Annotated in this window: 21 protein-coding genes; all 21 read right to left on the bottom strand. The window is 44.5% G+C overall.

Features of this window, described 5'->3' with window-relative positions:
• Positions 1-14: 14 nt before the first annotated feature.
• Positions 15-890 (bottom strand): 16S rRNA (adenine(1518)-N(6)/adenine(1519)-N(6))-dimethyltransferase RsmA, encoded by an 876-nt coding sequence (gene rsmA, locus ADH27_RS03390; protein ID WP_048715706.1) that lies wholly within the window; start codon positions 888-890, stop codon positions 15-17.
• 73 nt (positions 891-963) lie between these two features.
• The gene (locus ADH27_RS03385; RefSeq protein WP_048715703.1) at positions 964-1,590 is read right to left on the bottom strand and encodes an immunity protein Imm33 domain-containing protein; all 627 of its coding nucleotides are present in this window, start codon (positions 1,588-1,590) and stop codon (positions 964-966) included.
• Positions 1,591-1,610: 20 nt separating this feature from the next.
• Positions 1,611-2,195, bottom strand: coding sequence for a ribonuclease M5 (rnmV, locus tag ADH27_RS03380; protein ID WP_193389716.1), 585 nt, complete (start codon positions 2,193-2,195; stop codon positions 1,611-1,613).
• Positions 2,167-2,937 (bottom strand): TatD family hydrolase, encoded by a 771-nt coding sequence (locus ADH27_RS03375; RefSeq protein WP_048715699.1) that lies wholly within the window; start codon positions 2,935-2,937, stop codon positions 2,167-2,169. The genes rnmV and ADH27_RS03375 overlap by 29 nt, the downstream gene beginning before the upstream one ends.
• A gap of 122 nt (positions 2,938-3,059) precedes the next feature.
• Complete coding sequence (rpmH, locus tag ADH27_RS03370) at positions 3,060-3,194, bottom strand: 50S ribosomal protein L34 (RefSeq protein ID WP_003003086.1); 135 nt, start codon at positions 3,192-3,194, stop codon at positions 3,060-3,062.
• Between the two features lie 146 nt (positions 3,195-3,340).
• The gene (locus ADH27_RS03365) at positions 3,341-3,985 is read right to left on the bottom strand and encodes a hypothetical protein (RefSeq protein WP_048715697.1); all 645 of its coding nucleotides are present in this window, start codon (positions 3,983-3,985) and stop codon (positions 3,341-3,343) included.
• Positions 3,986-4,071: 86 nt separating this feature from the next.
• Positions 4,072-5,016, bottom strand: coding sequence for an RNA-binding cell elongation regulator Jag/EloR (gene jag / locus ADH27_RS03360; protein ID WP_048715695.1), 945 nt, complete (start codon positions 5,014-5,016; stop codon positions 4,072-4,074).
• Between the two features lie 15 nt (positions 5,017-5,031).
• Complete coding sequence (locus tag ADH27_RS03355; RefSeq protein WP_048715693.1) at positions 5,032-5,847, bottom strand: YidC/Oxa1 family membrane protein insertase; 816 nt, start codon at positions 5,845-5,847, stop codon at positions 5,032-5,034.
• Positions 5,848-5,851: 4 nt separating this feature from the next.
• Positions 5,852-6,193, bottom strand: a complete 342-nt coding sequence (gene rnpA, locus ADH27_RS03350) for a ribonuclease P protein component (RefSeq protein WP_048690882.1) — start codon at positions 6,191-6,193, stop codon at positions 5,852-5,854.
• A 106-nt stretch (positions 6,194-6,299) separates the two neighbouring features.
• On the bottom strand, positions 6,300-6,995 hold the full coding sequence (locus ADH27_RS03345) for a CPBP family intramembrane glutamic endopeptidase (protein WP_048715691.1): 696 nt from the start codon (positions 6,993-6,995) through the stop codon (positions 6,300-6,302).
• A gap of 110 nt (positions 6,996-7,105) precedes the next feature.
• Positions 7,106-8,023, bottom strand: coding sequence for a TDT family transporter (locus ADH27_RS03340; RefSeq protein WP_048715689.1), 918 nt, complete (start codon positions 8,021-8,023; stop codon positions 7,106-7,108).
• 142 nt (positions 8,024-8,165) lie between these two features.
• Positions 8,166-8,714, bottom strand: a complete 549-nt coding sequence (locus ADH27_RS03335) for a carboxymuconolactone decarboxylase family protein (RefSeq protein ID WP_023024535.1) — start codon at positions 8,712-8,714, stop codon at positions 8,166-8,168.
• A 185-nt stretch (positions 8,715-8,899) separates the two neighbouring features.
• Positions 8,900-9,124, bottom strand: coding sequence for an accessory Sec system protein Asp5 (gene asp5, locus ADH27_RS03330; protein WP_048715687.1), 225 nt, complete (start codon positions 9,122-9,124; stop codon positions 8,900-8,902).
• A 1-nt stretch (position 9,125) separates the two neighbouring features.
• Positions 9,126-9,314 carry an accessory Sec system protein Asp4 gene (gene asp4 / locus ADH27_RS03325; RefSeq protein WP_048715685.1) on the bottom strand — a complete coding sequence of 63 codons (189 nt, stop codon included), beginning with the start codon at positions 9,312-9,314 and terminating at the stop codon, positions 9,126-9,128.
• On the bottom strand, positions 9,307-10,662 hold the full coding sequence (gene gtfB / locus ADH27_RS03320) for an accessory Sec system glycosylation chaperone GtfB (RefSeq protein WP_048715683.1): 1,356 nt from the start codon (positions 10,660-10,662) through the stop codon (positions 9,307-9,309). Before gtfB ends, asp4 begins: the two co-directional genes overlap by 8 nt.
• Positions 10,646-12,160, bottom strand: coding sequence for an accessory Sec system glycosyltransferase GtfA (gene gtfA, locus ADH27_RS03315; protein ID WP_048715681.1), 1,515 nt, complete (start codon positions 12,158-12,160; stop codon positions 10,646-10,648). The genes gtfB and gtfA overlap by 17 nt, the downstream gene beginning before the upstream one ends.
• 10 nt (positions 12,161-12,170) lie before the next feature.
• On the bottom strand, positions 12,171-14,546 hold the full coding sequence (gene secA2, locus ADH27_RS03310; RefSeq protein ID WP_048715680.1) for an accessory Sec system translocase SecA2: 2,376 nt from the start codon (positions 14,544-14,546) through the stop codon (positions 12,171-12,173).
• A gap of 49 nt (positions 14,547-14,595) precedes the next feature.
• Entirely contained in the window at positions 14,596-15,039 is a 444-nt protein-coding gene (gene asp3 / locus ADH27_RS03305; RefSeq protein ID WP_239681766.1) for an accessory Sec system protein Asp3, read from the bottom strand.
• Positions 15,040-15,044: 5 nt separating this feature from the next.
• Positions 15,045-16,589, bottom strand: a complete 1,545-nt coding sequence (gene asp2, locus ADH27_RS03300) for an accessory Sec system protein Asp2 (RefSeq protein ID WP_048715677.1) — start codon at positions 16,587-16,589, stop codon at positions 15,045-15,047.
• 1 nt (position 16,590) lies between these two features.
• Complete coding sequence (asp1, locus tag ADH27_RS03295) at positions 16,591-18,168, bottom strand: accessory Sec system protein Asp1 (protein WP_048715675.1); 1,578 nt, start codon at positions 18,166-18,168, stop codon at positions 16,591-16,593.
• Between the two features lie 8 nt (positions 18,169-18,176).
• On the bottom strand, positions 18,177-19,391 hold the full coding sequence (gene secY2 / locus ADH27_RS03290; protein WP_048715673.1) for an accessory Sec system protein translocase subunit SecY2: 1,215 nt from the start codon (positions 19,389-19,391) through the stop codon (positions 18,177-18,179).
• Positions 19,392-19,484: the final 93 nt, after the last annotated feature.

The raw sequence follows: 19,484 nt of genomic DNA, 5'->3' as shown, positions 1-19,484 counted from the left end.
TCATGTCTTTTCTATTATTTGATCCCGGCTTCTAGAAGACCGTCTGCCAAGCGGGCGAAGTCTTCTAAGCTAAGGGCTTCTCCTCGTACAGAAGGTTGCAGGCCTGCAGCTTGGATCCCTGCTTCCAATTTGGCTTTGATTTCTTCGGTCTTGCCAAAGCGGCTGGTCAAGTTGTTCCAAAGCGTCTTGCGACGGTGGACAAAGCTAGCCTTGCTAACAGAGAAGAAGAAATCTTCATCCTTAACTGCCACTGCTGGCTCTGGGCGACGCACCATCTTGAGGATGGCAGAATCGACGTTTGGCGCTGGCACAAAGACGGTGCGAGGCACGATAAAGGCTACCTTAGCGGTCATATAGTATTGGACTGCAATGGACAAAGACCCGTAAGCCTTGGTATTAGGTTCGGCTGAAATGCGATCTGCCACCTCTTTTTGCATCATGACCACAAATTCTTGGAAAGGAATTTTAGACTCGATCAAGTGCATGAGGATGGGAGTCGTGATGTAATAAGGAAGGTTGGCCACTACCTTGATCGGAAGCTCTGGATTTTTGAACTCTGCGATGTACTGGTTGAGGTCTACCTTGAGGATGTCTTGGTTGACAACCGTGACATTGTCAAAATCCCGCAAGGTATCCGCTAAGATAGGAACCAAGCGGTCATCAATCTCAAAGGCCATCACTTCTGCGGCATTTTCTGCCAAAAACTCAGTGAGAGCTCCAATTCCAGGACCGATTTCGATGACATTGACCTGCTTATCAATCTCAGCAGTATCCACAATCTTTTGAAGGATGTTGGTATCAGTCAAGAAGTTCTGACCGAAGGATTTTTTAAAGGTAAAACCGTGACGCTCTAGCACTGCCTTTGTCACGCTATAATCTGCAATTCTCATTTTTTCTCTTTTCTAATCCTTTTAGTGTAAGAAATAATCACTCTATCTCTCTTGTGTTTCTCTACAAGCTAGCCTAACAGTCTTCCACAAAGGCATTCTGCTCCGCTTGGTAGACATAAGCTTCCCCGTTCTTATCTAAGACGGTTTCCAACAAGGGCTCTATTTCCAAGGCCTCTTCAAGACTGATAATGGTGATCTTAGATGGATCGTCCAAATCTTCCTGAGACTCAAAGCCTGTAAAGAATTGCCAACCACTATCTTGTGGATGATGAGGGACATCGTGAATCGCCCAATTAATCTCACGTCGTAGGAAGCAATCCTTGGTAATCATGGCCCCTTTTTGCGTATCAAGATTCAGAGGAGGAACCATCAGGCTTGCGATATGTTCCTGCGCAAAATCCAGCTCATCTCCAAGCTGGATGGAGGTAATATAAGCGGGTTGATTGGTTAAACGTCCTTTGAACTTCCCATCGCGGATTTCAGTGAGTTCGACCCACATACGCTCTGCTCGACACCCATTCTCCAAGACTGTATCCAGCACAAAGATGAGGCGAACCTGGTCCCCAAGCTTCAATTGGTTGATTTCTTCTTGACTTGGAATCAAAAAATGCCGTGGATTCTTTTGATGTTCTGCGTGAACATTCTCCAAAGAAAAGCCGATCACTTTTTTCTTATCTGTAAACAGGTCGAACAATCCCATCTTCTACCTCTATCTCTTTTTTAATAACTAGCCATCGTTTCTTCAACTTGTGCCAAACAAATCCCAAACAATTCCAAGCGTTTGAGCAGTTGTTTGCCATTGCAGTAGCCGATGCGCAAGGCTTCTCCTAAATATTCCCGTCGTTTGCGACTGTCACTGCCCATCAGCAGGCCGAGTCGCATCAGATCTGACTTGGTAATATCAAAGAAATGCTCATCTTCATAGGAGCCCACCAGTCCAGCAAGGGCTTTTTCTAAGTCTTCAAAGCTGGCATGCTCGACTCCCAAGGAACAGCCCTTGGTTTTTGATTTGGGCACTGCTTCGCCACGATTTAAAAAGGCATGCTTGGCCTGCGAAATTTCTTGCATGATGATCTTACGAATGCGCTCCCCATTGTAATCCGGATCCGTAAAAACTATGACTCCACGCAACTCCTGCAAGGTGGCAATTCGTTCTAGGTCATCCTGATTAATGGCGGATCCACGTGTCTCATAGGTATCCACCTCATAATAGCGTTTCAGATTGGCCGTATCGTCCTTGCCTTCAACAACAATCACTTCTGGTATTTTTCTTTTCTCAGTCAAGGCCAAATACCTTTCTCGCATTGTCATAGGTGGCTTGAGCTACTTCCTCTGTCGTCAAACCACGTAGTGTTGCAATATGATCCACTACATATCGGGTGTAGGCTGTTTTATTTTCCCGGCCTCGCTTAGGAACTGGTGCCAGATAAGGGGCATCTGTCTCAACCAAGATCTTATCGAGCGGAAGGCCAGTTGCCGCTTCTTGGACATCTGTTGCTTTCTTAAACGTGACCACTCCAGAAAAAGAGATCATCATTCCCAGATCCATGAAGCGCTTAGCTTCCTCTAAGCTTCCTGAGAAAGAATGCATGATCCCACCGCGCGGACCCACTCCTTCACTCTTGATAATGGCATAGGTATCTTCAAGAGCATCACGCGTATGCACTACAAAAGGCAAGTCCAAGTCCTTGGACAGTTGGATCTGACGACGAAAAACCTTTTCTTGAACGTCTTTTGGTGCTGTCATCCAGTGATAGTCCAGACCGATTTCTCCTAAGGCGACGACTTTAGGATGTTTCAACTGTTCCAGTAGGTAAGCCTCTACCTTAGGACTATAGTCTCCTGCCTCGGTAGGATGCCAACCAAGTGTGAGATAAACTTCCGGGTACTGGTCGGCCAAGGCTATTGCTCGTTCGATGGTTGGTTTGTCAAAGCCAACAACATTGTGGGCAAAGACTCCCAGCTCTTTAGCTAGTTCTAATTCCTCTTTTTCTCTCCCTGCAAACTCTTCAACGTTGAGGTGAGTATGGGTATCAAAAATTTGCATATGGATCCTTTTCTTCGATTTTTTCTCACTCTATTATAACAGAAAGCCTAGCTGAATACACTTTTGGCAAAACAAAAACCAGTAGTCTCGAGTTTCTACTGGTTTTTAGTTTTTTATCTGAATTACGCAGCCAAAACTTTGCGTCCTTTACGACGACGAGCTGCCAATACGCGACGACCGTTTTTAGTTGCCATACGGTGACGGAAACCATGTTTGCGCGCACGACGAAGTTTACTTGGTTGATAAGTACGTTTCACGATGAATACCTCCTCATAGATTTTGTATTCGTTTAGCCGGCTATAATGTGATCAGTTACTAAACATACTTTACTATTCTATCTGATTCACGTCTGTTTGTCAATAGCTATGAAAAATTTGTTGGGGCAGGTTCAATGATACCGCTTTTATTGGGCATCTCCTTCTATCCTTTGACGAGTCGCTTCATAGTAGGGAAGCAAGCTAGCCATTCCTTTTTTTAATTCCTCAAGAATGGCATCTCGACTCGTCGCTTGCGATAGATTGACATCGACTTTTACCAAGACCTTTCGGACCTGGCCAGTTTCCACACCTTTGAGAAGTCTCTGGCGATTGGCTTCTGTCCCTTGGAATCGTTGACTGACACCTTCTATTTGGGCGAAGTAATAGACTGGCGAAAAAACCGGAAGAGTTAAAACGCGGTTCTGCTTTTGTAGACTCTCCTCATCCTTCTTGCGTTCGATAAAACTTACTTCCAGGGACACACCAAAGTCCTTCGCATCTCCATAAAGTCGCAAGGCAAACATCGGATCCGCTATCTCTCCCTCTCCTTGGAGATAAGCCCAAAAATGAGGGCGAAGAATTTGAGCTTGATTCATCCACTGACTGGTCCGATCTTGTTTTAAATGCGGAAAGAGCTTCTGAAAATCGCTGACCAAGTGGGTGAATTCCTGCCGAGCTTCTTGCCCTAACTCGCGATACTCTACCATTCGCTCTGCATCCTCACCAGCTTTAGCAGGGGCTAGGTACTTGATCCCCTGACAATTCAAAAAGTCTCTCATCTTACTATACATTTTTGTCTTCCTTTCCCAAATAGAAAAGGAGAGAGCAAGCTTACACCCCTCTCTCCCTTTTGAAATTTTCCTTTTTAGACGGCAGATTAACCTTCAATATCGACGACAACGTAACGATTTGGTTCTTCTCCTTCAGAATAGCTGGTGACTCCATCCATTTTCGATACGATGCGGTGGATGATCTTGCGTTCACTATTAGACATTGGATCTGTATGTTGCGCTCGACCTTCTTCTAGAGCACGACTTGCCAATTTTTGCGCATAGCTTTGAAGGACTTCTGCACGGTGTTCAACATAATCATTAACGTTGATCGCAATGTAGAAATTCTTAGAATACTGATTGTAAAGGTAGTTCTGTGCCAACAATTGAAGGGCCTTGAGAACTTTCCCGTGGTAGCCAATGACACGACCTGGCTCATTGGTATCAATCTGCATATTGATAGTGCGACGATTGTAGCTGCTTGAGATGCTAGCTTCGACATCCATTTCATCAATAACAGTTTGAACATAGGAAGTGACATCAGAGACAACCTTTTCAATGTCATAGCTTTCTTCTACTTCAATGCCCAAGCCAGCAAAATCAGACGTTTGGCGTGACTCAGCTTCGTTAAGACTTGAATCGAGAATCTCTCCATGACCTTGTTCTTCAAGAATGGTTTCAGGAGCCTTCTCATGTTTGAGAATCTCAGCCTTCACTTCTTCAGAAACTTCTTGGCCTTCTTCTTCAACTTTCTTAATCGCTGCTACCACACGCCCCAAATCAACAGTCTCTTCACTGACACTCTTGACAGGTTCGTTTTGAGCATTAATTTCCTCAGGAACTCCCTTAACAGCTTGTTGATTGGCTTTTGTCACTGTAGTTTCTGCAATTGGTTCGATGTCTACCACAGCTGGCTTCTTACCAAAGAGACCGAGGAACCCTTTCTTTTCACGAGAAACGACAGTAATATGTGCTTTCATGCGCGGGATATCTAATTCTTTCAAACCATTTTGAATGGCTTCTTCAACATTGACTCCTGTATATTGGACCATCTGTCAAACTCCTTCTTAGTTTTTCTTTTTCTGTGCTTTGTTAAATGCACGTCGTTTTTGTTTTTCTAGATCTTTGATTGCCTGTTGCTCTGCTTCACGCGCCGCAATAATCTTAAATGGATTGTTCAATAGGTAAGTTTGCCCAACTTGGTAAGCATTGGAAACTACCCAGTAGAGAGCAACCCCGCTGGCTGAGTACATAGCGAAGAAGAAAATCATCACGGGCATCGCATACATCATGGCTGTCATTCCACCATTTTTTTCTGGCATGGCTTTGTTGCTCAACCAGGTGCTAAAGAAGGTGAAGACGGCTGCCAAAACTGGCAAAATAAAGGTTGGGTCTGTTGCGCTCATATCCAACCAAAGAAAATGACCGACTTTTAGGAATTCTACCCGACTCAAGGCTTGGAACAAGGCCATCAAGACTGGCATTTGTACAAGCAATGGCAAGAAGGCAGAGGAAGTCTTGACACCTTTTTCTTTGTAGAGGGCCCGCATTTCTTCTGACATGCGAGTGCGGCTTTCCAAATCCTTCCCAGGATACTTGGCCTGGATTTCTTTTACAAGTGGCTGAATCTCCTGCATTTTGCGCGAGGAGGTCATTTGGTATTGGAAAACTGGCAAGAGAATGGTCCGAATCAAGAGAGTGAAGAGGATAATCCCGACTCCGATGTTTCCCCCAATAGAAAGGAAACGAATGACTTCTGCAAAGAAGTAAACGAATTTTTCCCAAACTCCTGATGATTGGGAAGTCACTTCAGACGTTCCACAGGCTGTTAATAAAAGGAGGGCCCCTCCGAGTAAGCTAGCTACTTTTAGTTTCTTTTTCACGTAATTACCTTTCCTGACGATAGACTTGCGCTAATTTTAATACATGGACTAGATTTTTTTCGACCTGATCAAAATCCAGTTCTTCAACTCCCTTTCGAGCAATCACAACAAAATCATCTGCCACAAGATGATCCTGGTGCTTCATTAAAACATGACGAATCAAGCGCTTGATTCGGTTGCGTGTCACAGCATTTCCTAGTTTTTTACTCACGGATAAGCCGACACGGAAATGGGGCTGCTCTTGTGGCAAACGGTAGATGACAAATTTTCTATTTGCACAATTCTTGCCGCTTTTAAAAATGGCATTGAAATCTTTTTCTCGCTTGACACGATAGCTTTTTCTCAAACTCCCACTCCCTCTTTTAAATTTATTCTATTATACCATAATTTCAAAAAAAACCAACGACCTTCTGGCCCTTGGTTTGAAGCCTCCACCAGTGCCGTCACAACGACTAGGAGAAGAGATGCTGGATGGTTGATAAGATGATGGGTAAGCTATAAATGAAGTTCAGCCCGATATGAGCAAGGATAGGATAATACAAGGAGCCCGTCTTTTCATTCAATAATCCAAACATCAGGGCGGGGATGGTATAGATCAAAAAACTCAAAACAGTAAAAGGATGGTGAAGTAATTGAAGTCCACTATAGATAAGAGCTGGCGCCCATACACTTGCATAGAAGGGCCATTTTTTAAAATAGGCTTGGACGAGTGCTCCACGAAAGATCAATTCCACGGTCATCGGTCGGATGATGACCACTAGGACAAAAAGGATGAGAGAGCCTAAGGCTTCCAAGGTTACCGGAAAAGAGTGATAAATAGCTTGACGTCCTTTGGTGAACCCACTGAGAAAATAGTCCAGCCAGTAGATGGCACAGCTGGAGAATATAGTTGCGTAGATAGCGGGAAGGAATTGTTTCTTCTTCGCCCACTGAAAGACCGTACGTGGACTATACTTCTTTACCAATGAAAAAACAAGCATCAAATAACCTGCCTCTAAAAAGAGAAGGGTCCAAAAATAGCTAAGGGCTTGGCCGACTTGGTTGCTGACTAGTTTGGCCAACTCGCGAAATTGTGGCCGAACCAAGATATAGAAAACCAGTAGTAAAAGTGGATAAAAGAGCTTGGCCTTTGTCTTTATAAATTTCATACATTCCTTTCGAAGGAGATTAAAAATGATTTATTGCATCTTACCATAATCATTCCTAGGATTCAATTAGAAAGTAAACCAAAAAAGGTCGAGACAACCGTCTCTGACCTCTAGTTTCTATTGGAATACTCGTTCTCCCCTTTTCTGTAAGTCACAAAGCCTACAAGCACAGACACAAGAATGGCTAGACACAGAATGGTTTCTAACCAGACAAGGGGCCTTAACAGAGAACTGTGCAATAGGCCTTGGGCCATTTTCAGGGAAGTAGCTGTGATGACCGTTGGGAAGGTTAAGGCTGAAAAGGCTGGTTGAAAGCCCTCTTCTAACATTTTAGGCAGACGCGTTAAAACGAAGAAATAAAAAGCTTGCGAGAGTCCGACCATGATGGATAACAGCCAAACAGGTAGACTGGCTCCACCCACACGAACCAGGGCCGCTAACAGAAGAGAAAAGGGGGCACAATAGATGCCTTCTTGCCCTAATAAGTGGCTCGGTAAAGGGCTGGTTTTCAACCCCTGATAGATTAGTGGGTAAAGAATCAAGGTTAAGACAAAGCCAAATCCGAGAGTCAGATAGGCTAGCTCAACCACCCCTACCACTGGGTAGGTCAAGGCAGCAACAGCAATCCCCACATAAAGAACGGTCCAACTAGGGGTGGCATTGGCTCTCGGTTTTGCCAATATATGGGTCTTGGTAAAGTAGAAGATCAAGCCACAATCTAAGAGGAAAGCAGTCCACCAAACTGCCTGGGCGAGTCCTCCAAATGTCGGAAAGAGTCGTAAGAGATAAGTCGATAGAATCATCCCAGCCATGGGGAAGGTCGCCATCCCAGATAGAAGGGCCGGCTCTTGTAGTTCGATCTTGGTTTCTGACCAGTAAATCAGATGGTGACATAAAAAGAAAACCCATAGGATCAAACCCGTCAAACTGAAGAAATGAGCCAGAACTGGGAAGGTATCAGACAGAAGGTTTCCAGCCCCTGCTAAACCTAACAGGCAGCCTGAAAATGCTAAAGGAATCTTTTTCATCTTGATCTCCAATCATTTTATCGCTTTCAGTATACCATAAAAGAGAAGGAAGCATATCAAAAAAAGAAGTAGGTATAAAAGCTACTTCTCATTTCCTTATTGTTAAGCTCAACTCCATCATGTCACGCACAAGCTTTTTTGGTTACGCGTAGGGTTGCAATTCTGGGTTGATGGGTGTGTTGGCTAGGTTATTGGCATAGTTACAGAGGCTAGCTAGACTCACACCTAGCACCACATCCAAAGCATTTTGGTGACTATAACCTGCTTCCAAAAATTCAGCTAAGGCTTCATCTCCAACGCGCCCCTTGGTATTGATCACTGCTAGGGTGAATTTAGCCAAGGTGTCCAACTTCGGATCAGTTTCGATTGGAGTACGATTGCGAAGGGCTTGAAGAAGGTCATCGTTCATTTGGATTTGCTTGATCGAAAAGGCTGTATGACCTGCCACACAGAAGGCACAACCATTGGTCACCGCTGCAGTGATTTGGACCACTTCACGTTCAACTGGTGTCAAACTGTTGCGGCGGTTAATCGCACCGACTGTACGATAAGCTTCCAAAGCTGTCGGTGCATTTGCTAAAAGACCGATGAGATTCGGAATGTAGCCGTTATTATCTTTTTGGACGGTTTCAAGAACCTCTTTTACCTCTTCTGGTGCTGTCTCAACTGTATGAATCTGGAATGTTGTCATAAATGTACCTCTTTTTCTCTTGGTGACACTTAGTCTATCATAGAAATGGAAGCTTGAAAAATATATATTTCATATACCTTCCATAAAAAATAGTTATCACCAGGAAGAAAAGATTGAGACATGACGATCCCACTTCTGCTCCTATTCAAAGTCGCTACTTCAAGAAAAAGGTCCTTCCTACCCTTCTAAACCCGTGAAAGGAGCAGATAGATAAACAAGGTTAAAAAGAAGAGGACACTAACAATCAGCGTCGCTAGCTTGATCCCTCGACGGGCTAGCCAATAGCTTGGCTTCCCTAAGTTACTGGTCGCATCTGTTGACAGCGATTGTTGTTGACGAGGTTGAAACATCACCAACAAGATTAGACTAATCGATAGAAGAAAAATCAGTACCACAAATAGCATTTCCATCTTAGCCTCCAAACACTCGGAAAAGGGTGAGCAGCACCCCCAACAAGATAACGAGGCCGATGACGACATTTAAAGTCAGGTTGACGTTTTCTGAGCGCGTTGCTTTTTCTTTTTCTGCGGATCGTCGCTTCAGCGCATTCATCCGTCCTTCTACTTCTTTATAGAACAAGTCCTTCTTCTGATCAGGCATCTCTATTACCTATCCCTTCCTGGAATCTCGAACGGAACTCTTCCTGTTCGATTGCGTTAGATTGAGCAATTTGATTTGAAACTGCGTGTCGGTAGTTCTCTATTGATTGATAAACTTCTTTGATGCGTGCCACGAGTTCGTCTTTTTCTCCTTGCCTAAAGACATTTTCTTGAGCAAGATAAGGCGGGTCATGTAAGGTCTGCTCAAAGCCTAGGATCAGCTGTTGGTGCTCAAAGGCCTTACGAACAATGCCCTGTACCTCCCCAAAATGATTGATATCTAGATAGATACTGGACTGGTGAAGAAGCTCCTTGATCCGTTTCTGGCTAATATTCTGATACAAGACCAAATTGGGGTAGCGGACCAGAGACATGAGTTCCGGTGACATTTCTGTCACAGCAGCAATTCGGAAGGTCACATCCGGTAAGTGCTCTAACAAATAAGGCAAGGCTTCAATCTGATCTGAATTTGTTAATACAAAAGCATCCTTGCGAATATCGTCTTTGACAGCAAAATCATAGATATAACCAAGAGGGGCAAAACAATCCTTTTGCTCTGGTGATACCAACTCTAGGGCACGGCGATAGGTCTCCCTTTGAGGGATGAAAATCTTCTTCGTCCGTATCTCTGGACTATTGAGGATCAGTTGCATATTGCCTGGCAGACTATCCTGTAATGGCTCTTGCCAAACCAAGACATCCCGGCCTACCAGTCCCATTTTGCCAAGTTGCAAACTCAAAGCAAAAGACTGAGCCAGCGTATTAAAGAGCACTTGATCTAGAGCAAATCCTCGGTATTGGACATAAAAGACGTAGAAAGCTAGTCGATTTTTGAAAATCCGCATGGGCTCATGATCCAGCGTCAAAATCAGATCACCTGTTTGATGATTTTCTGTTAGGCGTTCCATCTCTTCTTCAAAGTAGGTGGTTAACAAGGGATTGCCCTGGCCATCACAAGTGGTCACCGCTATTTTTCGACCGTACTGATCATAGTGATCCACTGTGCTTACTTGTCCCTCTTGATGGAACCACTCTACCCGTTCGACGATTCGTTTATGAGTAGCATCTTGGTAATAGATGCGTGCTTTTTCTTGGCCGTAGTAGGAAATCCGTCCACCAGATGCATCACCAGTGATTTCCCAAAAATCAGGGACTAAAATTTCGTTAAAGAAACGCCCCCGTTTTTCACCTGTCGGTTGACCTAAAAAGTAAAGAAAGGGCGACTCTACTCCATCAGGTAAAAAGCCATTCGGTTCCAAGACGATCGTTGGATGCGTGTAACCTGCTCTTTGTAAAGAATAGAGCAGATCTTGGCTTTCACGCGAAAACCGATCAAATACGTTCAGCATGGGTCACCTCCTCAATCAATTGAGACCAAGCTTTTTCAACCTTACTGGTTAGAAAATCTTCTGCACGCGCATAAGATGCTTGACGCATGGATGGCATCTTTTGGCTCTGGTATAGCAAGCAGATCATTTCAGCAAAGGACCTCGCTATCCTGTCCACAACCTGGTCTGGTTCAGTCGGAAGCAGGTAGCCATTTTCCCCATCTCTAACAAAGTTCTGATTGCCATAAGGCACATCAAAGCCAATGATCGGAAGACCAGAACCAATCGCCTCCATCAAGGTCAGGCCAAAGCCTTCACTGGTAGAAGCCGAAAGGTAGACTTCATAATCTTTGTAAATATCGGTCAAGTCCCTATGGCCTTTGAGCTGGATATAGTCCGTCGCTCCTAACTCTTCAATCAGTGATTGCAACTTACCTTCCTCTCCGCCTTTTCCATAAATATCAAAAGAAAGGGACGGTAGCTCTTTTTTTGCTTCGACAACTGCTCGAACTAACCAGTCGATGTGTTTTTCTGTCGCCAGACGCGAAGCAGTCATCAGAGAAAAAGGTTTACGAGAGTCGTTTTGCGGTAGACTGGCGAGACTTCCTACCGGAATGGTGTAAATAACAGGAGCATGGGGGGTATATTTGGCGAACTGCGCTGATAAAACTTCCTTTTGGCGATCGGTTGCGACAATAAAGAAGTCCACCTTGTCCGCATTAGTAAATTGGTAATCGTAATAATTGTTCCACAAAATATATTGATCATCGGTATGATTGACACTATAGTGCTCCGCATGGACCACGACTCCTAGACGAGCTTTTTGGGCCTCTTCAAAAATAGGTTGGCCGATGTCAGTCTCCCGATCCAAAATCACCAGATCTTGTTTGGTCAAGTTGAGACTTTGCATAAAGTAGCGAATCAATTCCTGCCGACCGAAGAGATAACGATCTGGAAAACGGTAAATCTCCTGACCATCTGCCAACTGCATCCGATAGGCCACACTTCCATCTTCATTGTAGAAACGTCGTTCAATCAAGTTGGCTTGATTATTTTTGGGGATAAAGTACTCTGTAGAGTAGCGAGTATAGGAAAAATAGTCTTTTCTGACTAGAATCCCTCTGGAAACATACTCACAGCGCTCTACATAAGGACTCTTTTCGTCCCGAAGATAGCAGGTCAAAAAACTGTCTTGGTCTTCATAGAAATAGCGCTTCACCTTCCCCGTGGTCTCTTCTCGCGTTGGCTTCCCAGCGAACCCAGCCAGGACTTGATCCACCGTATAAGTGGTTGGCGCAATTTTGATATCCGTAAAATGGGTGTAGAACCATATGATTTCATGGTCTTTAAATCCAATATTCTCTGTTAGGTGTTGAATATTGTCTGCTAATATCATATCCATAAAAATAAATTTTGCAGGTTCTTGGATCTGTCTTAGCAACTTGGCCCGATAGGCTTGTGCATACTCGACGCCACTACTGGCCCATCCAATCCCAAGATTGATATTGTATACTGTCATAAATCCTCTTTTATGGGAAATACAGGACAATTTCCCCTTTTGTATTGATTTCTACTCGACTGAGTAAGAGATTGCGAACCATCTGCTCTTTTGCCAAAGCCTTCATCCGATCAAAAGATAAAGAGGCTTCTTGGTAAAATTCTACCAGTGGATTCTTTTGACTGGCGTATTGACCAGACAAGGCCACACGTAATTGTTGCAAATAATCCACTTGTTCCACCCAATTTTCATCAATAGCTTTTAAGAGCACCATCCGTTGAAACTGAGCAATTACCTCATCGGATTCCAGCCTTTGATATTTAGCAAGCAACTCCGAGCGGGCTAGCTCCCAGAGGAAATCCTCTTTTGCCTGCTTGGAAGGAAAGGCTTGATGAATCTGAGCAGGATTAACCTGATAACTGATATGATCTAAAATATAGTGATAGAAGGCAATCGGGTCTTGATACTTCTTATTTTTAGCCACTTGGGCAAACACTTCCCGAGCAATTTTCTCGATCAGTCCATCCAAACGTCTGTCCAGCCTGATCAACCGATCCCGTTCCTTATAAACCAAATCGCGTTGAATGTTCATACTCTCTGCGAACTCCAAGGTCAAGCGACGACTAGCTTGCGCAGCACTTTCACTCGCATCCTGAGCTTGAGCGACGATGCGTTGGTATTTCCTCCGGGTTAGAGGTTTGGCTTTTCGAAGTCGATCCTCTACGTCGTAATCTTGATACCTATCTTGGATCCAGTTTGGCCCCCAGTGTTTGATTAAATCATCCTCCAGAGAGACAAAAAACTTGGTTTTTCCAGGATCTCCTTGACGTCCTGATCGTCCTCGAATCTGGAGATCTATCCGGCGATTCATCATCCGCTCCGTCCCGACGACAAGCAAGCCACCTAAGGCAGCTACACCCTGCCCTAATTTGATATCTGTCCCCCGACCTGCCATCGAGGTCGCAACGGTCACTGCACCTTTTTGACCAGATTCAGCAATAATCTGCGCTTCACGAGAAGCCTTATTGGCATTCAACAGATTATGGGGAATTCCTTCACGAAGGAGAAGGTTTGAATACAAGACAGACATCTCAACTGAACCGGCAAAGATCAAAATCGGGTTTCCCTTTGCATATACTTCTTTGATGTAGGCCATAGAAGCATAGACTTTTTCTGGCAAGGTCTGGTATATCTCATCTGGAAGATCCTGCCTAATCCGTTTTCGATTGGTTGGGATCTGAATCACTGACATGGCATAGGTCTCCAAAAATTCAGCTTCTGCAACCTTCCCGGTTCCCGTCATACCGCCAAGTTTTTGAAACATCTTGAATAAATTTTGGTAAGTAATCGAAGCCATGGCCCGTGTCTCTGGTGTCAAGGAAAGTCCTTCCTTAGCTTCAAGAGCCTGATGAAGTCCCCCTTGAAGACGAGTCAATTCCATAAGACGCCCCGTTGCTTGATCCAAAAGGACAAGCTCCTGTTCTCCTTTTTTATTCGAACGGACGACATAGTCCTTGTCCCTTTTATAGTGTTGATGTGCTTGTAAAGCCAGACTAATATGGCGGACAAGATCACGGTGCTCAGGATCATACAAATGCTGCAGGGATAGAAAAGCCTCGGCTGCTTTTACACCTTTTGGGGTCAACCACACCTGTTTCTTGTCCCCATCAGCCTTGTATTCTTCTCCTTCTTTGAAGGTTCGGATCAAGGTGTCTACAATCCCATATAGATTGGACTGCACACGAGGAGAGCCCGAAATCACTAAGGGTGTCTGAGCACTATCCAATAAGATAGAATCGATTTCATCTACAATCGCATAGTTCAAATTTGCCAGGAATTGGCCATCAAGTGAGGCGGTTAAATTTTCTGAAAGATAATCAAAGCCCAAGCTGCTATTGGTGGTATAAACAATGTCAGATTGATAGAGCGACCGCTTCTTAGCTGGGGAGAGTTCGCCCTCAGTATCTTGAAGTGGAACTCCGACTGTCAAACCTAGAAAACGATAAATCTTACCCATTTCTTCCGCATCACGAGTTGCCAGGTAAGTATTGGGGGTAATCACCATAACCCCCTTCCCTTCTATTGCATTCAGGTAGGCGGGCATGGTTGCCGTTAGGGTCTTTCCTTCCCCGGTTTCCATCTCTGCAATATTTCCTTGGTGGAGGACGATCGCTCCCATGACTTGAACATCGTAAGGAAACATCCCCAAGACTCTCTGAGAGACTTCTCTCACGACTGCATAAGCTTCTGCTAGCAAATCGTCTAGTGACTCTCCTTGTCGGAAACGACGGCGGAATTCCTCTGTCTTTTCTTGTAACTGCTGGTCTGTCAACTGGGACATCCGATCTTTCCAGCTATTCACCTCATTTAAGATCTTTTTTATTTTTTTCAATTTTATAGAATCCACTGGGTCCTCATTTACTATCCATCTGCTTGATCTATATCAGAATACCTCATTATTCAGACGAAATCGGTGAAATTGTGAAATAGCGAAAGGTAAACTCTTGCATCCCTGCACTGAGGAGACGCACTTGGTAAGAATAAGCTTGCTCTGGATATACCAACTTAACTTGCCCTTCTGTACTGACCTGCCGGTCCACTATCTTACCAAAACGATCCTGGCAAACAACTTCTAGCATAACCGTATGAGCAGGCCTAGAAGTCATCTGAACTTCAACTACATAGGTCCGGCCTCTCTGTAAAAGTGGCAGACTGGGTGGCATCCGATCCTCCCCATAGCTTGTGAGGGATTTCCAACTTTTTAAGACTTGACCAGAAGGCATCAAAGGATTCGTAAATCGAATCTGATCTTCTGCTAATCTTTCTATCACAGACCCCCATAAATAATCAACTGAAGAGATCGGCCCCCAATAAAGGTGACGATCTTTTTGCTTTCTCATCCTAATCATCCACTTCTTCCAAAATCTCTTTCCATGATTTCTTTGTATTGGGTCAAGAACCACTCGATGATAGACTCCGTTGCATCATTGTGGCGACCCGGGCGACTTGAACTAATGATCCGAATAGGCTGGTGATAAAGAGCTTCTAAAATATCCGAATAAGCCTTCTGGTCGTAGTCATCGTCCCTCATATAAGCCAAGGCTAAGAGGGTATCCTTTAACTCTGCCTGATGGAATCGATCCCAAAAACGCTTGTTCAAGGCCTCTATCCCTTCACTTGACACTCGACCAAGAAGCAATTGCATCATATCGAGCGAGGTTCCAAATTCATCTGGCCGTTTAAACTTCAGATTGGCAGCTACATCCCCAAGGTTGACAATCGGTTTCCCAACCAAGATCGCATGAGGTGAGTAAGAGGCTCCATAGTAGAGAGCTCCATAAGTGCCCATCGATAGACCTGAAAAGTTCAATTCTTTGGGACCAAATCCTAAGGATTGAAGATGGTGATCGATAAAATCCTGAATCTTCTTTTCCAACTCTGGAGAGCCTAGATAGAAGCATCCCCCCTCTAGACGTGGATCCGAAAAGAGAATAAAGGGCGCTCCCATATTTTTCATCATGGCAAAGCCTTCAAAGCCCTCTGCAGGACGATAACCGGAGAAATAGACATTCAGTGGTGGCTTCAGGTCTCCTGGATGGAAATAAGCAAAAATTTCCTGACGCTTGCTGTCTCTGAGAGTCTGTGAACCAAGAGCAATTTCTCCAAAAGGACCATGAGAGAAGCGCTTGTGCAAAGCACCGATCATGAGTCGCCCTTGGCCCTTCGCTTCTAGTGAAAAGGATAGGTAATAACGATCAGGCTCATCAATCAGAACCGGCCTTTCCAAGTCTGCTTCTGAATAGACAAGCTCCTTCGCTAAAGATCCCAAGGTCCCACTCTGGAAAAATTGGACCCGCAACTGGATCTGGCAGTCCGGCGTTTTCTCGTACTCTAGCCATAGATCCGTAGGAATGACCCCATCATACGAATAGGTGTTGATCCACTGGGCGATGGGGGTATATTCTTCTCCATATGAACCCTCTAACTCCAAAAAGTGTTTCCCTCTGACCGTTTGACTGCCTGCAAAGTCAGCTCTAACTCGTAACTCTCTGACACTAAAGGCATCCCCATACTGGCCGTCATAAAGGAAACGATGGAGTTGATAGAGAAAGGGAGCCTTATCGGAAAAATCCCAAGCCTTAGCCTGAACCAGTTGCATCAAATAATCCAATTCTTCTGTAAATGACTCTTGATCATATACTTCATCATAAAATACAGTGTAGGGCTGAAAGAGACCCAGCTCCTCTTTGAAGCTCAATAACCTCTCAGGATGATCCAGCACCAAGGCCTGAAACTGCTTGATACCTTGCTCTGTCATATAGTCCTCTATCTGTAGAGGGGGTTGGATAGAAAAATAATGCCAGTTCAGACCTTCTGGAATTGTCACTTCTTCCTGCCAATTTGTAGGTCCAATTTGAAGAATATGGCCTGTTTCCAACTTCCTGTCCATCCTAGTCTTTCATCCATCCTTCCCATTTGGCGATCAAGCGCTGGCCTGTGTATTCTTGGATCTTTTCGACAGAATAAATCAGCGCTTCATTCCACGGTTTCAGATCTCTAAGGAAATAGTCTATCGCTTTTTCTAGCTCTTCCTCCATCTCACCCAAGACATATCCATTTTTTAAATGATCTACATACTCCGTATGGGTACGATTGATCTGAGGAATTCCTGCCGAAATGCCTGCAATTTGTGTATACAGATCGGGTTCCTCACTTACGTCTACTATTAAGCGAGTCTGTTCTAATTCTTTGATGATATCATTCTCGTTAAAGAAATTTCGAACCTTATAACGATCTAGCTTCTTTTCAAAGAGAGAGGCATCTTCGAGGAGGTGGTTTTCTCCCAGTTCTCGAGAATCAACCTGAACGCCTAGAGAAGCTATCCCCATCTTGCTAGCCAAGTCTTCTAACTGATGATCTAGTGCCGCTACGGCTTCATCAGAAGCATTGTAAATCGAGAAAACGACCTCAAATAAGGGATTTTTCGCTAAGATTTCAAACATTTTCTGTAAAACGGATTGAGAGGGGAGGTCCTTTTCATCCAGGTGGAAAAAGATTTTCGACTCTTTCTTCTCCTGACTGCTTCCCAATCTCAGCCGTGAATCAAAGGACGTCAGGCGATGGATCTTAGAAGCAAGACTTGGAGCAAGACCAAGCAAGTCCTGTTTCGTTTTTTCACTATCTGTTATCACCAAGTTAACCTCTTTTAAAGAAAAATGAAGCGACGAATCTTCTTGAGATAACGGCTGGCGTTGCCCATAAAAAGAAAGAACCTTTGAAACACCTAGTCCCACTTGTTGGACAAAGGGTAGATTGGCTGGATGGGCCGCGATCACCAGACGATCTTGATCCGGAACCAGGTCTCCTAGGTTGGCTTTCATTTTTTCAGCAACCACTTCTCCCATGTCCGGATAGGTTTCTCGTTTGAACTGCTTCTGAAAAGCTTCATTGATCAAGACCATGTGGCTAGCATCTGTCAACAACTCTCTCAAGACCCAGTCACCTTCGGGGGTTAGATAGTCTTGGAAATAGGGACGTCCCTCTTTGTAGTAAATAAGACTGGAAATAAAGCCTCGGTCATCCAGATACTGCACATAAACCGTTTCCTTATCCTTTACCCGTCTCACTGAGAGGATATTCCCGTCTACCCCCAGATCGATACTAGCAATCTCCTGACCGCGACAGAACGCCACTATTTGAAAAGGCGTATAAGTAAAGCTTGTGTGAGCAGGCCATTCCAAATCCTCGACCTGAATCGGGAGCATCTCTTGATGAGGGGAAATCCCCTGAATGTGATCAAAAATCGACAGATAGTCTGTTTCTAACAAATCTTGCCGATGGAGGTCGTAACGCAATTGCGGGCAATAGTGCGGAATCACTAATTTCCGCTCCACTCCCGCTTCCTGGAAGACCCGAAGCTGGTGAATAGTCTCATCAAATTCAATCGTAGCTTGCGTCCAATACCAAGGCGTCATCCTACTGTGCCAAATCCGCTCACTGCCATACCAGGCTGGTATAAAGTAATACATAACAACTCCTAAAACAATCTTGTATAGCCTTGGTTCACGCGAAGGGCTCGAACTTCCTCTCGGATGGTCGACATCATCCCCACAAACATGAGAAAACTCCCTGGAATCATGGCCAAACGCAAAAGTCCTCTATCCCAGAGCAGAAGAAGGAAAGGCAATGCTGTAAACAGAATTAAATAAAGTGTCCCAAAGACCGTTAAGCGAAAGACAATTCGATTGATGTACCGACGTGTCTCTTCGCCAGGATAAACGAAATCAATATACTCTGAGTTTTTCATCATCTTGTCCGCAATTTCTTCCCCATTGACCGTCACAAAGGCAAAAGCAAAGGACAAAATTGCTATCATCAGACCATAGAGCAGGATCCACGCTGGCGCTCCTATTACCAACACCTTTGCGATACTGGCAGCCCATGACGCACGGGGATTGATGGCTTGGACTAGCAAAAAGATATACTGCGGGATAGAAACCAAGGTCATGGCATACATAAAGGGCATCCCCCCAGCTGGATTGAGCTTGACCTCTAAAAAGGTGTGGGGTTTCAAACTATTATGAATCCCCAGCTTATTCACAGGGATCCGATAGCGAGCATACTCGATGCATACGACCATGAAAATAAATCCTAACAAGAGAGGCACTAGAAACAGGAGGCTGTATGCTGAACCCCCACTCTTTGACAAGGTTCCAAAGACATCCTCTGGCAAGTACAGGAGCATCCCCGACATCATGATGACAATAGAATTCCCCAAGCCTAGGGCCGTATTTAAATCAGCTAACCAGACCAAGAAAAAGGTTCCTGCAATCATTATCAAGGCATTGAGCGAGACAACTAGAAGGGGGCTCAGATCTGTTTGTAAGGGGAGATAAAGAGAGATGCCCAGAGATTGAACAAGAGCCAGAGCAAGTGCCAGGTACATCTTTCGTCGCTCAACAAGGTCCGAACTGGTCCTCTCCAGGTTATGACGTTTAGATACCGTAAACAACCGCCACAAAATCATGGAAGACATCCAGGGCGAAAGCCCAAGAGCGAAGATGGACATGCCACGAAGGTTCCCACCCATGATAGCACTCGTCAACTCCAGACCCCTTGCAGCACTTTCATTCACATTTAATACCTTTGCTAGGTCTACAAAGGGTAAAGTGATTTTACTTCCTAAAACATAAACAAAAACGAATAGGATCGTCCAAAATAATCGATTCCTAACTCCAGATTGTTTCATCATATCCTACTCCTCTACTCCCCCTTCTTTCGAATGCTTATCCTAACTAAGTCCTCTCATCAAATTTGACCATTTCACCTAAACGATCTCTGATCT

Origin of the sequence: Streptococcus sp. 343_SSPC (genome assembly GCF_001072385.1) — a bacterium.
Lineage (GTDB): Bacteria > Bacillota > Bacilli > Lactobacillales > Streptococcaceae > Streptococcus.
The sequence above is the reverse complement of the archived record's forward strand: the minus strand, read 5'-3'. Positions and strand labels throughout refer to the sequence as shown.

What these genes read in the sequence shown, in the direction of transcription:
- rsmA (WP_048715706.1), bottom strand. Translation starts at nt 890, where the DNA reads ATGAGAATTGCAGATTATAGCGTGACAAAGGCAGTGCTAGAGCGTCAC.
- ADH27_RS03385 (WP_048715703.1), bottom strand. Translation starts at nt 1,590, where the DNA reads ATGGGATTGTTCGACCTGTTTACAGATAAGAAAAAAGTGATCGGCTTT.
- rnmV (WP_193389716.1), bottom strand. Translation starts at nt 2,195, where the DNA reads ATGCGAGAAAGGTATTTGGCCTTGACTGAGAAAAGAAAAATACCAGAA.
- ADH27_RS03375 (WP_048715699.1), bottom strand. Translation starts at nt 2,937, where the DNA reads ATGCAAATTTTTGATACCCATACTCACCTCAACGTTGAAGAGTTTGCA.
- ADH27_RS03365 (WP_048715697.1), bottom strand. Translation starts at nt 3,985, where the DNA reads ATGTATAGTAAGATGAGAGACTTTTTGAATTGTCAGGGGATCAAGTAC.
- jag (WP_048715695.1), bottom strand. Translation starts at nt 5,016, where the DNA reads ATGGTCCAATATACAGGAGTCAATGTTGAAGAAGCCATTCAAAATGGT.
- ADH27_RS03345 (WP_048715691.1), bottom strand. Translation starts at nt 6,995, where the DNA reads ATGAAATTTATAAAGACAAAGGCCAAGCTCTTTTATCCACTTTTACTA.
- ADH27_RS03340 (WP_048715689.1), bottom strand. Translation starts at nt 8,023, where the DNA reads ATGAAAAAGATTCCTTTAGCATTTTCAGGCTGCCTGTTAGGTTTAGCA.
- ADH27_RS03335 (WP_023024535.1), bottom strand. Translation starts at nt 8,714, where the DNA reads ATGACAACATTCCAGATTCATACAGTTGAGACAGCACCAGAAGAGGTA.
- asp5 (WP_048715687.1), bottom strand. Translation starts at nt 9,124, where the DNA reads ATGGAAATGCTATTTGTGGTACTGATTTTTCTTCTATCGATTAGTCTA.
- asp4 (WP_048715685.1), bottom strand. Translation starts at nt 9,314, where the DNA reads ATGCCTGATCAGAAGAAGGACTTGTTCTATAAAGAAGTAGAAGGACGG.
- gtfB (WP_048715683.1), bottom strand. Translation starts at nt 10,662, where the DNA reads ATGCTGAACGTATTTGATCGGTTTTCGCGTGAAAGCCAAGATCTGCTC.
- gtfA (WP_048715681.1), bottom strand. Translation starts at nt 12,160, where the DNA reads ATGACAGTATACAATATCAATCTTGGGATTGGATGGGCCAGTAGTGGC.
- asp3 (WP_239681766.1), bottom strand. Translation starts at nt 15,039, where the DNA reads ATGAGAAAGCAAAAAGATCGTCACCTTTATTGGGGGCCGATCTCTTCA.
- asp2 (WP_048715677.1), bottom strand. Translation starts at nt 16,589, where the DNA reads ATGGACAGGAAGTTGGAAACAGGCCATATTCTTCAAATTGGACCTACA.
- asp1 (WP_048715675.1), bottom strand. Translation starts at nt 18,168, where the DNA reads ATGTATTACTTTATACCAGCCTGGTATGGCAGTGAGCGGATTTGGCAC.
- secY2 (WP_048715673.1), bottom strand. Translation starts at nt 19,391, where the DNA reads ATGATGAAACAATCTGGAGTTAGGAATCGATTATTTTGGACGATCCTA.